The organism is Lentzea flava, from assembly GCF_014648475.1.
Lineage (GTDB): Bacteria > Actinomycetota > Actinomycetes > Mycobacteriales > Pseudonocardiaceae > Lentzea > Lentzea flava.
Genome location: NZ_BMRE01000004.1, coordinates 35955 through 46961, shown reverse-complemented (window position 1 = coordinate 46961; position 11007 = coordinate 35955). Strand labels below are relative to the sequence as shown.

Below are 11007 nucleotides of genomic sequence, written 5' to 3'. Positions count from 1 at the left end.
TGCTCCTCTCGGTGACACCCGGTTCAACTTACTTCGTCACACCACCGGGCTAACCACGATGTGAGAGAGACAATCCGCTGGCAGACTGCCCGCGCACCCCGCTGGGCGGGGGACCAACTCTAGGGAGCAATTGGTATGGCGCAGGGCACCGTTAAGTGGTTCAACGGCGAGAAGGGCTTCGGATTCATCGCGCAGGACGGCGGTGGTCCGGACGTCTTCGTGCACTACTCGCAGATCGAGGGCACCGGCTTCAAGTCGCTGGAGGAGAAGCAGCGCGTGGAGTTCGAGATCGGCCAGGGTCAGAAGGGACCACAGGCGCAGGCCGTCCGCGCCATCTGAATCAGCTCTTCCCCGGCCCGCTCGGTGTGCTGCCGGGCGGGCTTTTCTGTGCCCGGACGGATCTGGTGGCGATCGCGGTGATGAGGAGGGTCGCTGTCGGCAGGAGTGCGCCGGCTCCGGCCAGTTCGACGATCCGGTGTCGATCGTGACGACCCGGTGATCTGCAGCAGCCTCTCCCCCTGTTTGGTGGCGGGGTCGACCGTGCTGCGTCGCCGGGCGGCCGCGCCTCCGGGAAACGTGCCCTGAGCTGGGCTTCAGGAATTGTCAGACCTGTCTGTCATCGTGGAGTCACCGAGAGTTCCATTGGAGGCCGATGATGATCCAGGACAAGCAGTCGCTGCGCAGCTCGCTCAACAAGGCGGCCTTCGTGCTCGCCAGGGAGTCCAGCCGCCATCCGGGCTCGGTCAACCGGGAGTTGAACGACCTGATGGGCGTCGACCGCCGCGCCGACGCGTCCACCGACCAGCTGCGCGAGGCCCTGGAGTACGCGGGCGACCGGCTGCGCGCCCTGGCCAGACGTCGCGGCGACCCGCCCCCGACGCGTGCGGACCACGAGGAGGCCGACTTCGCCTCCGGCGGCGATCCGCCCTTCTGACCACCGCTTGCGAGAGCGTGCGCCAACCGGAGGCGGGACGGCTTCAGGTCCCAGCCAGTGGGGGTTCGTGCCCCCGTGCACGAATCCGAACTGCCTCGGCACGAGAAAGGCGTCGCGGCCCGTCGGCCACGACGCCTGTACCTCTCGCCGCGGGTCGACGAGCGAACGGTGGCAACCGAGGGAGTCGAACCCTGCGCGGCTTGTGAAGGCGGCGCTCAGAACCGGCCCTAACCCTTCGGCTGGGCGACGGCTGCCGTGGAGTTGTACTACTGGTGAAGAGGAGCTGACGTTGCGTGGGATACCCACAGTGTTAAACGTCCAAACGCCTGAGGACGTTTCACGTCTCACTCGTGTGGGTGACTCTGGTCACCGTGCGATACCTCCCTGCCGTCGCAGCTCTGCTGCTGCTTCCCCTGGTGCCGACCACCGCGCACGCGGCTCCGTCGGGCACGTACTACATCACCGGTGTCCGGACCGGCCTCAACGTCGCCCAGAGCGGCACCGGACTGGCCCTGCACCGCCCGAAGGGCAACGAGGACCACCAGCAATGGCGACTGAGTGACGGGAGGTTCGAGAACACCGACTCACCGGGTCAGTGCATCACCCGTCAGCTCACCGTGGGTTCGTGTGCACAGGGGGATGCGGTTCACGAGCTGAAGCAGTTCGGTGATCAATGGGAGTTCTTCAGCCTGAACGGCGAGTCGCGCTGGTACCTGACGCCGGTCACCAGCCGGACCGAGCCGATGCCACCAGACCCGCGGCTCGACCAGATGACGTTCCTGACCGCCCACAACGCGTACGCGAACGGGGTGGACGGCGGGTTCGCGCCGCCGTTCGTCAACCTCGCCAAGAACCAGACGCGCGGCATCGTGCAGCAGCTCGACGACGGCGTGCGGGGCTTCATGCTGGACATCCACCAGACGCCCGACGGGGCGATCCTGTGTCACAACAGCTGCACGCTCGTGAGCAGGCCGGTGGCGCTCAACGTCGACCTTCAGCGAATTGTGGATTTTCTCCGGAACAATCGGAGCGAGATCGTCACGGTGTTCCTGGAGGACTACGTGTCGGCCGACGTGCTGCGCGGCGAACTGCGGCGGGTGCAGGGGCTGAACGACGTCCTCTTCCGCGCGGAAGGAGTGCGCGAGAACGGGTGGCCGACGCGCAGCCAGCTGCAGAACGCCAACAAGCGCCTGATCATCTTCACCGACCACGGCAAGGACGGCCGGGAGGACTCGGGCGTGCTGTACCAGAAGGACTGGACGGTCGAGAACTACTGGTCGATGGGGCCGGGCCTGGGCACCTCCGACTGGTCCTGCTACAGCCGATGGGATGAAAAACCGCTCACGGCCACGGGCTCGTTCCAGCCGTTGTTCGTCATGAACCACTTCCGCAACGTTCCGTTCAGCGGCACGGCGACGACGGACAACAGCAAGCTCGCGAACCGGGCCCAGCAGTTCTGCCAGCCCGCGGCCCGCAAGAAGCCGAACTACCTTTCGGTTGACCTTTATCACCTCGGCAACGCGGCCCAGGCGGTGCAGCAGCTCAACGCATACGTATATAGGCCGTAGCCCAAATCGTGGGAGTTGTACGCTCCGCGCATGGCCTCGATTCTGTTCACGCGCGGAGCACCCTCTCTCGACATCATCGACCAGGAGGGCCTGCGCGAAGCAGCGCAGAAAGCCTTCACCGACGACCCTGGCGGCACGTTCGCGTACGGCACGAGCGTCGGTTACGTGCCGCTGCGGCAGTGGCTCGCGGAGCAGCACGGCGTGGAGCCGGAGCAGGTGCTCGTCACCAACGGCTCGATGCAGGCCGACGCGTTCCTCTTCGAGCTGCTCGTGCAGCCGGGCGACGACGTGGTGGTCGAGGCGCCGACCTACGACCGCACGCTGCTGAACCTGCGCCAGCGCGGTGCCAAGATCCACGCCATCGAGCTGGAGACCGACGGCATCAACGTCGACGCGCTGGAGCAGCTGCTGGAGAGCGGTGTGCGGCCGTCGCTCGCGCACATCATCCCGAACTTCCACAACCCGGCCGGCTACACGCTGTCCGAGGCCAAGCGCGCGCGGCTGCTCGACCTCGCGGCCAAGTACGACTTCGTGCTGTTCGAGGACGACCCGTACATCAAGGTCCGGTTCGAGGGCGAGCCCCTGCCGACCATGCTGTCGCAGGACAAGAACGAGAAGGTCGTCTACGCGTCGTCGTTCTCGAAGACCATGGCGCCCGGCATCCGCTGCGGCTACCTGGTCGGCCCGAAGGCCGTCATCAAGAAGATCCAGGACATCGCGACCACCACGTACATCTCGCCGAACATGGTGGCGCAGTCGATCGTGAACTCGTACTGCCGCTCCGGCCGCATCGAGGAGTCGATCGTCAACGTCCGCACCGCACTGCGCGCCCGCCGCGACGCCCTCGTCACGGCCCTGAAGCGCGAGCTGCCGGAGGCGATCTTCACCGCGCCGCAGGGCGGCTACTTCATGTGGGTCGAACTGCCGGGCGTGTCGATCGAGAAGCTCTTCGGAGTTGCCAAGGAGCACGGCGTCGAGTTCGTGAAGGGTTCGGACTTCCTGCTGGAGGGCGGCGACAACGCCATGCGCCTCGCGTTCTCCGGCGTCACGCCGGAGCAGATCGACGAGGGCATCACGCGTCTCGCCGCGGCGGTCCGCTCGCTTTCCTGATCTGCCGCTCCAGGTGCTTCGGCAGCGCGTGTCGCTGCCGGAGCGCCTGGCGCAGCCGGGGCACCGCCGCCTTGAACGCCCGCGGGTCCTTCAACGACGCCGCCACCGCGCGGTGCACCGGCCGCCTCATCCACGAGGCCAGCACGGCGTTGCGCCGCTCGACGAGATCACCGCCGGGCTCCCGGTCCACCGCCGGATGGTGGTGCGCCACCACGTCCTCGACGTAGCAGAGCGCCCACCCCGCCGCCGCGAGGTCCCACGAGAGCAGGGTTTCCTCACCCCGGAAGAACAGCACCGGGCTGAACCCGCCCACCTCCAGGAACGCCTGCCGCCGCACGATCGCCGAGCAGGCCATGAACCCGAGCACCGCCGGCCCCGCGACACCGTCACCCAGCGGGCTGTGGCGCAGCAGCGGCGTGATCGGATCCGGCTTCTCGGCAGGCCCGACGAGGGTGCGTGCGGCGATCACGGCCAGGTCCGGGTGCGCGTCGAAGATCGGCTCGGCTCGTTCGAACGCGTCGGGCGCCCACCACGAGTCGTCGTCCGCGAACGCCACGAACGGTGTCCGCGCCGCCCGCACCCCGAAGTTGCGTCCGACCGCACCGAGGTTCACCGCTGACTCCAGCACCTCGACGTGCGGAAACCGTTGTCGCACCTGGGCGACGCTGTCGTCGGTGGACGCGTTGTCCACGAGTATCACCGGCACCGCGAGCTCGCTGAGGTGCGCGAGCGTGCGCAGGAGGCTGGCGGAGCGGTTCCGCGAGGCGATGACGACGGTCGTGCGAGCCATGCCACTCATCTACCCCGTAGCCCGCCGTCGACACGCCTGCCCGACACGCCCGCGCGTGCGACACGGCGTCATGAGGCTCACACCGATGGTGTGAAGCCGATGAGTTACTGTGTACACAAATGATTAGTACACCAAGTATCCCGGAGAACCCGCTCGAACTCGAGCGGCAGGTCTGCTTCGCCCTCGCCGTGGCGTCCCGCACGGTGATCGCGGTGTACCGCCCGATCCTGGAGCCGCTGAACCTCACCCACCCCCAGTACCTCGTGATGCTGGCCCTCTGGGAGCGGTCGCCGCGCTCGGTGAAGGACCTGAGCAACGTCCTGCAGCTCGACCCCGGCACCCTCAGCCCGCTCCTCAAGCGGCTGGAGTCGATCGGTTACATCGAGCGCCAGAGGGACAAGAACGACGAGCGCGCGCTGGCCCTGACGCTGACCGAGCAGGGCCGCGAACTGCGCAAGGAAGCCCTGAAGATCCCGTTCAAGGTCGTGGAGCAGCTGGACATGACGTTCGAGGAGCTCGCGCAGCTCAACGAGGTGCTGCACAAAGTGATCGCCAAGGCGACGAGGTGAACCCCGCGCTGAAGGTCTGGTACTACGCGGGCGGGCGGGTGCCGCTCAAACACCGCGAGTTCGTCTACAAGGACGTGACCGGTCCGAAGTGGTTGGTGCGCTTCACGATCCGCAGCCTGGTGCAGGTCGCGCCGTTGACGACGGCCATCACGCTGGCGCTGGTGTTCGGGCTCGGATCGCCCTGGCCGCTGGCAATCGCGTGCGGAGCGCTCGGTTTCGTTGTAGGACTGTACTTCGCGTTGTCCTACGCGCCGGAAAGCGTGGATTACCGGCTCACCAAGTACGGGTACCCGCGAGGGTCGGCGACCTCGGGGCGCCGGGAGCGAAACGCCGCGCGGGACCGCGAACGACAAGCACAGTACGACGCGGTCTGGCGGCGATCCGAAGGGTAGGACGGACCATGGCCTTGCTGAGCGACGAACTGCAGTTCACGAGGCCGCAGATCCTCACCCTGTCAGCGGGGTTGCTGCAGCTCGCGTTCGGATGGTTCGACGTGTTCGGCCTGGACCCCGACTACCACGTGATCCAGATCGGGGTCGGCGCGCTCGGCGTCGCGATGGCGTGGCGGCACGACCTCGCGCGCATGTACGGGCTGCTCCTGCTGATCTCGTTCGGAATGCTGGCGTTCTCGCTCGACGACGTGACCACCGAGAGCTTCCTCGAGGTGCGGACCGCGTTGATCGGGCTGGTGATCACGCTGGCCAGGCCGGGGAAGGCCGCTGGGAAGTGACGTCCTCGGCGACCGAGGTGAGCGGCGTCAGCGTCGCGTAGCCGGACGCGAGCAGGGCCGCGTCGGTGCCCGGCACGAGCGATTCCTCGGAGTACACGGTGACGAGCTCGATCTCGTTCTCGTCCACCTCGTCCACGCGACTCTGCACCGAGCCGAACCGCGCCAGCCGCGCCCAGCGGATCCCTTGCACGTCAACGATGTTGGGCACGTTCAACGACAGCACCGTGGCGGCGGGCATGTCCAGCAGCATCGGCAGCACGGCGCGCACGGCCTCGCCTGCCTTGTCCCACAACGGTTCGGGCCCTTCCAATCCCACGTCGAGCGAGACCGCGAGGGACGAGACGTCGTTCAGGTGGCCGGTCAGCGCCGCGCCGACCGTGCCGGAATGCAGGATCGCGCGACCCACGTTGGCGCCGAGGTTCACGCCGGACAGCACCACGTCCGGTTTGCCGCCGAAGCCGCCGCGGCACGCGATCAGCGAGATCAGGGCCGGGTGCGCGGCGACCGCGTAGGCCTCCGCGTCGAGGTCGGGCAGCGTGCGGCGTTCGCTGACCACGCGACCGGTCTCGCTGACCGACGCGACCGACGCACTCGTGCCGCTGGACTGGGTCGCGGGAGCCGCGACGACGACGTCGAGGCCGCACGCGACGGCGGCTTCGGCCAAGGTCACCAGGCCGGGAGAGTCGATTCCGTCGTCGTTGGTGATCAGCGCACGCATCCGCTCATTCCTCGATCGGGTCCAGTTCCACGCGGTCGCTCAGCTCGCGCACCGCTTCTCCCCCGCCGCTGCCGAGGCCGTGCCGGGTCACGTTCACCGCGCCCGCCGCAGCGCCGAGCTTCACCGCGTCCTCCAACGGCATACCCAGCGCGAGCCCCGCCGAAATCCCCGCGGTCATGGAGTCGCCGGCGCCACGGGTGTCCACGGGCTCCAGCCGAGGCATCCGCACCAGGTAGAACTGGTCTTCGAGCAGCGCCAACGCCGGTTCGTCGGAGCGGGACACCACCACGCCGTGCACGCCGGAAGAGGCGATTTTCCGGCACGCCCGCGCCAGTTCGGGCAGCTCCTCCGCGCCCAGCTCCTCGTGGCTCACCTTCACGACGTGCGGACCGCCCCGCACCGCTTCGGCCAGCCGCTCGCCGGCCAGGTCGACGATCACGCGGCAGTCGTTCCTGGTCAGGTCGGAGGTGAGGCGGAAGTACGTCTCGTGGGGCAGCACGCGGTCGTCGGACGGGCCGCTCAGCACGGCCGTACCAGCGCGGATGCCTTCCACCAACATCGACTCGTAGAGGTCGTCCAGCTCATGCCGCGGCAACGGGTCCGGTGGCATCTCGACCATCTCGGATCGGTGGCCGTCGCGGCGATCGTGCACATAGGAGCCGTTGCGGGCGGTGACCTCGTGCCAGCGCAGCTCGACGTTCTCGTCTTCCAGCAACGCGCGCAGCACACGGCCGGTTTCGCCGCCGAAGGCCGCGCACACCACGGCCTCGACGCCCAGCGCGGCGATCATCCTCGACTGCCAGAAGCCCTGGCCACCGGCGTGCAGGTGCACGTCGGGCTCACCGTCGAGGTCCTCGATGGTCACGGTCAGCTGAGGGGACGGAGCAAAAACGGCAACTCGGGCATCCACGACAGCCGGTTACCCGGTGCGGACGAACGGTACTCGCCCGCACCAGGTCACGCGCCGGAACCGCCGGTCGGGTCGTCCCCGTCCTGCGGTGCGGGCGCGCCGCCCGGCCCCATCTTCTCGTCGGCACGCCACTCACCGGGTTCCGTCATGTCGCGGTACTCGTCGACCTCCTGGGGCGTGGGGTCGACGCCGACCTCTTCCGCGAACTCCTCGGCTTCCTCTGGATCCGTCATGTCCGACGGAGTACCCAGAAGAAGTCAGCAGACGCGGCCGTCATGCCGCACGCCCCACTCGCCGGTGGTGTCGGGCTCCTCGCCACCCCCACTCGTCGCCAATGGTCTGAGCCAATGTGCTTTACGGGACGCCCGGCGCAGCGTCCTCAGCAGCACGGGACCGGTGACCACCACGAGCAGCGCGGTGGTGACGGCCCGTCCGAGGTCCCAGCCGAGCGACGTGGCGAGCGTGAAAGCCAGCAGCCGCAGCAGGTTCGTGCCCGCGGACGCGTCCGGGTCGAAGCTCACCGAGGTGCCCTCGCCGACCGCGAACGGCCAGAACGACAGGTTGAGCAGGAACCCGTAGACCAGCGAGCTGACCACTCCGTACAGCGCCAGCAGCGCGATCTCCGCCTTGCCGCGCCACTGCGGGAGAAGACCGGCACCGAGAGCGACCCAGGCCGCGCCGAGCATCTGGTACGGCAGCCACGGCCCGACGCCGCCGGTGAGCAGCGCTGAGGCGAACAACGTCGTGTTGCCCAGCACGAACCCGAAGCCCGGCCCGAACACCCTGCCGCTCAGCACCATCAGGAAGAAGATCGTCTCGACGCCCGCCGTGCCCGCGCCCAACGGGCGGATCGCCGCACCGAGCGCGGACAGCACGCCGAGCATCGCGATCGCCTTGGAGTCCATGCCCTTGTCGCTCAGCTCCGCCAGCACGACGGCGAGCACCAACGGCAGCAACAGCGCGAACGTCCACGGCGCGTCGCCGGCGTGGGCGATGTCGCTGGACGGTGCGACGAACAGCGGCCAGGTGAACGCGGCGAGCCCGATCACCCCGGACACCGCCAGGGCGACCGCTGATCGTTTCCCGATGGCGATCACAGCGCTGCCTCGACGTCCGCGACCGTCAGCCACGGTCCGAGGATCTTGCTGACCTGCGGAGCGAAGACCGGCGACGACGTCACGACCTCGCGGGCAGGACCGTCCGCGACGACCTCTCCCTCGGCCATCACGATCACTCTCGTCGCGTACTCCGCGACGAACTCGACGTCGTGCGTTGCCAGGACGACGGCGCTGTCGAGGCTCTTGAGGAGGCCGGCCAGCTTTTCCTTCGCCGGGTAGTCGAGGCCGCGCGTGGGTTCGTCGAGCAGCAGCACGCCGGGGGCGCCGGTCAGCATCACGGCGAGCACGAGCGCCAGCCGTTGTCCTTCCGACAGATCGCGCGGGTGGGCGTCCTGCGGCACGGAAGCCAGGCCTTCCAGCAACGTCCGGCACGTCCCCGCCGGTTGGCCTGTCTCGGCGTCGGCCTGCGCGCACTCCTCGGCGACCGTCTCCAGGTACAGCAGGTCCGACGGCTGTTGCGGCACCAGGGCCACGGTCCGGCGGCGATCGGCGGGCTTCAGCACCTTGGGGTCGGTGCCGCCGACGGACACCGTGCCGGACGTGCGCTTGCCACTCCCCTGCACCGCCCACAGCAACGACGACTTGCCGGAACCGTTGCGGCCCATCAGCGCGATGCGTTCACCTGCGCCGATGTCGAGCGAAACCCCTTGCACGGCACGGACATCGCCGTACTTCACCTGGATGTCTCGTGCTTCGAGCACCGGCTCGGCTCGGGCAGCTTTTCTGGTCGTGGGTTCGGGCAGCCTCTCGCGCAGGGACGTCGCGTGCCGGCGCGCGTCCCGCACCGACACCGGCACCGGCGACCACCCGGCGACCTGCGCAAGCCGGACCACGGGCGGCGCGACCGGTGCGGCGGCCAGGATCTCGCCGACCTCGCCGATCCTGCCCTCGGGCAGCAGCAGTGCGCGGTCCGCGTACTGAGCGACCCGTTCGAGGCGGTGCTCGGCGATCACCACGGTCATGCCGAGGTCGTGCACGAGCCGTTGCACCGCGGCCAGAACGTCCTCGGCGGCACCCGGATCGAGCGCCGACGTCGGCTCGTCGAGGACCAGGACGCGAGGATGCGCGGTGAGGGCCGCACCGATCGCGACGCGTTGCTGCTGGCCACCGCTCAAAGTCGCAAGTGGACGGTCGCGCACCGGCGCGAGCCCGAGCAGGTCGAGAGTTTCCTCGACGCGCTTGCGCATCACGTCACCCGGCAGGCCCAGCGACTCCATGGAGTACGCGAGCTCGTCCTCGACGTTGTCCGCGACGAACCCCGCCACCGGATCCTGCCCGACGAACCCGACCACGTCCGCGAGCTCGCGCGGCGGGAACTCCGCGGTGTCCCGCCCGTCCACCAGCACCCGCCCGGCCAGCGTGCCGCCGCTGAAGTGCGGGACCAGGCCGTTGATCGCACGCAGGAACGTCGACTTGCCGGAGCCGGTGCGGCCGACGACCAGGCACAGCTCGCCCTCGGAGATCTCCACCGAGATGTTCGCGAGCACGGGCTGCTCGGCGTAGGTGATCGTGACGTCCTCGAACCTGATCATGCTTCCCTCACGATCGCCACCGGCAGCAGAGCCACCAGAACCGCCAGCGCGGGCAGGACCGGCAGTTCCGGTGCCTGCAGGGGAACCGTCGACGGCGACAACGCTGGATCTGTTGAGAACACCAGCACCACAGCGCCCGCGATCCCGCTCAACGCCACCCCGGCGGCCTTCGCGGTCCACCGGTCCGGCCGATACCGCGTGCGCGGCACCCGGCGCGCGCCGACCCGCAGGCCCGCGATCGCCAGCACACCACCGACCGCGAGCAGCGGCCAGCCGGAGAAGGCGTCGGCGAGCAGCCCGTACGTGCCGATGCAGAACCCGAACAGCCCGGCCAGCACGAGCGTCCCGGTGAGCACGCGGTCCTTCTTCGAAATACCTGCCGTGCGGCCGTAGCCGCGGGAGTCCATCGAGGCGGCCAGCACCAGCGACCGTTCCAGGGCGTCTTCCAGGACCGGCACCAGCATCGTGCGGATCGCGCGGGCTCCTCGTGCCGTGTCACCTCTGAGCTGGCGGGCCTTTCTGACCGAGCGCGCGGACGCGACCAGTTGCGGCGCGACGGTCAGCGCCACCACGACCGCCACGCTCACCTCGTACAGCGCGGCGGGAAGCGAGCGGAGGAGGCGCTTCGGGTTCGCGAGGGCGTTGGCCGCGCCGACGCAGCTGAGGATCGTGGCGAGCAGAAGGCCTTGGTACAGCGCGAAAACCAGGCCTTCGGCGGTGACGGGGCCGCCGATGCGGATGCCCTGGGCCCAGTCCGGCAGCGGGACCTGCGGGAGGGTGAAGAGCGTGGTCGGGCCCGCGACGCCGCCGAGGAGGGCGTGCAGGAGCACGCGGAGGGCGATGACGAGCAGGCCGAACTTGAGGAACACGCCGTAGGTTCCGGCCCACGGGGTGTTCGCCCGGCAGGTCGCGACGACCACGCCTGCCACGGCCAGGATCAGGCCCAGCAGCAGCGGGTTGGTGGTGCGGCTGGCGGCGGTGGCCAGGCCAAGGGCCCACAGCCACCACGCACCGGAGTGGAGTCTCAC

The 11007-nt window shown here is 69.0% G+C and carries 14 protein-coding genes; 7 read left to right on the top strand and 7 right to left on the bottom strand.

The window, feature by feature from the left end; genetic code table 11:
• Positions 1-135: 135 nt before the first annotated feature.
• From IEZ09_RS08365 to IEZ09_RS08350, 4 genes are all read left to right on the top strand, one after another.
• A complete protein-coding gene (locus tag IEZ09_RS08365; protein ID WP_189253034.1) occupies positions 136-339 on the top strand; it encodes a cold-shock protein in 204 nt (67 codons plus the stop codon).
• A gap of 313 nt (positions 340-652) precedes the next feature.
• Positions 653-934 carry a hypothetical protein gene (locus IEZ09_RS08360; RefSeq protein WP_189253033.1) on the top strand — a complete coding sequence of 94 codons (282 nt, stop codon included), beginning with the start codon at positions 653-655 and terminating at the stop codon, positions 932-934.
• Between the two features lie 371 nt (positions 935-1305).
• Positions 1306-2502, top strand: coding sequence for a PI-PLC domain-containing protein (locus IEZ09_RS08355; RefSeq protein ID WP_229812352.1), 1197 nt, complete (start codon positions 1306-1308; stop codon positions 2500-2502).
• A gap of 30 nt (positions 2503-2532) precedes the next feature.
• Entirely contained in the window at positions 2533-3612 is a 1080-nt protein-coding gene (locus tag IEZ09_RS08350) for an aminotransferase-like domain-containing protein (protein ID WP_229812351.1), read from the top strand.
• On the opposite strand, the gene IEZ09_RS08345 is transcribed toward IEZ09_RS08350, so the two are convergent.
• Entirely contained in the window at positions 3575-4402 is an 828-nt protein-coding gene (locus IEZ09_RS08345; protein ID WP_189253030.1) for a glycosyltransferase family 2 protein, read from the bottom strand. The genes IEZ09_RS08350 and IEZ09_RS08345 overlap by 38 nt on opposite strands.
• 119 nt (positions 4403-4521) lie before the next feature.
• Between IEZ09_RS08345 and IEZ09_RS08340 the strand changes: the two genes are divergently transcribed.
• Genes IEZ09_RS08340 through IEZ09_RS08330 form a run of 3 tightly spaced genes read left to right on the top strand, consistent with a single transcriptional unit; the run spans position 4522 to position 5701 of the window.
• Positions 4522-4971 carry a MarR family winged helix-turn-helix transcriptional regulator gene (locus IEZ09_RS08340; RefSeq protein WP_189253029.1) on the top strand — a complete coding sequence of 150 codons (450 nt, stop codon included), beginning with the start codon at positions 4522-4524 and terminating at the stop codon, positions 4969-4971.
• Entirely contained in the window at positions 4968-5363 is a 396-nt protein-coding gene (locus IEZ09_RS08335) for a DUF5313 family protein (protein WP_189253028.1), read from the top strand. The genes IEZ09_RS08340 and IEZ09_RS08335 overlap by 4 nt, the downstream gene beginning before the upstream one ends.
• 8 nt (positions 5364-5371) lie before the next feature.
• The gene (locus IEZ09_RS08330; protein ID WP_189253027.1) at positions 5372-5701 is read left to right on the top strand and encodes a hypothetical protein; all 330 of its coding nucleotides are present in this window, start codon (positions 5372-5374) and stop codon (positions 5699-5701) included.
• Here the strand turns inward: IEZ09_RS08330 and surE are convergent.
• The 6 genes from surE to IEZ09_RS08300 all read right to left on the bottom strand — a co-directional run bounded on the left by surE (position 5664) and on the right by IEZ09_RS08300 (position 11007).
• The gene (surE, locus tag IEZ09_RS08325; protein ID WP_189253026.1) at positions 5664-6419 is read right to left on the bottom strand and encodes a 5'/3'-nucleotidase SurE; all 756 of its coding nucleotides are present in this window, start codon (positions 6417-6419) and stop codon (positions 5664-5666) included. The two genes, IEZ09_RS08330 and surE, sit on opposite strands and share 38 nt — an antisense overlap.
• A gap of 4 nt (positions 6420-6423) precedes the next feature.
• Positions 6424-7284: a 1-phosphofructokinase family hexose kinase gene (locus tag IEZ09_RS08320; RefSeq protein ID WP_229812349.1), complete on the bottom strand. Its 861-nt coding sequence runs from the start codon at positions 7282-7284 to the stop codon at positions 6424-6426.
• Positions 7285-7376: 92 nt separating this feature from the next.
• Entirely contained in the window at positions 7377-7562 is a 186-nt protein-coding gene (locus IEZ09_RS08315; protein WP_065914194.1) for a hypothetical protein, read from the bottom strand.
• 24 nt (positions 7563-7586) lie between these two features.
• Complete coding sequence (locus IEZ09_RS08310) at positions 7587-8426, bottom strand: ECF transporter S component (RefSeq protein ID WP_229812348.1); 840 nt, start codon at positions 8424-8426, stop codon at positions 7587-7589.
• Positions 8423-9979, bottom strand: a complete 1557-nt coding sequence (locus tag IEZ09_RS08305) for an ABC transporter ATP-binding protein (protein ID WP_189253024.1) — start codon at positions 9977-9979, stop codon at positions 8423-8425. Before IEZ09_RS08305 ends, IEZ09_RS08310 begins: the two co-directional genes overlap by 4 nt.
• The gene (locus tag IEZ09_RS08300; RefSeq protein WP_189253023.1) at positions 9976-11007 is read right to left on the bottom strand and encodes a CbiQ family ECF transporter T component; all 1032 of its coding nucleotides are present in this window, start codon (positions 11005-11007) and stop codon (positions 9976-9978) included. The genes IEZ09_RS08305 and IEZ09_RS08300 overlap by 4 nt, the downstream gene beginning before the upstream one ends.

Coding starts and splice junctions, on each gene's coding strand:
- IEZ09_RS08315 (WP_065914194.1), bottom strand. CDS start 7,562: ATGACGGATCCAGAGGAAGCCGAGGAGTTCGCGGAAGAGGTCGGCGTC.
- IEZ09_RS08305 (WP_189253024.1), bottom strand. CDS start 9,979: ATGATCAGGTTCGAGGACGTCACGATCACCTACGCCGAGCAGCCCGTG.
- IEZ09_RS08340 (WP_189253029.1), top strand. CDS start 4,522: ATGATTAGTACACCAAGTATCCCGGAGAACCCGCTCGAACTCGAGCGG.
- IEZ09_RS08365 (WP_189253034.1), top strand. CDS start 136: ATGGCGCAGGGCACCGTTAAGTGGTTCAACGGCGAGAAGGGCTTCGGA.
- surE (WP_189253026.1), bottom strand. CDS start 6,419: ATGCGTGCGCTGATCACCAACGACGACGGAATCGACTCTCCCGGCCTG.
- IEZ09_RS08330 (WP_189253027.1), top strand. CDS start 5,372: ATGGCCTTGCTGAGCGACGAACTGCAGTTCACGAGGCCGCAGATCCTC.
- IEZ09_RS08345 (WP_189253030.1), bottom strand. CDS start 4,402: ATGGCTCGCACGACCGTCGTCATCGCCTCGCGGAACCGCTCCGCCAGC.
- IEZ09_RS08360 (WP_189253033.1), top strand. CDS start 653: ATGATGATCCAGGACAAGCAGTCGCTGCGCAGCTCGCTCAACAAGGCG.
- IEZ09_RS08350 (WP_229812351.1), top strand. CDS start 2,533: ATGGCCTCGATTCTGTTCACGCGCGGAGCACCCTCTCTCGACATCATC.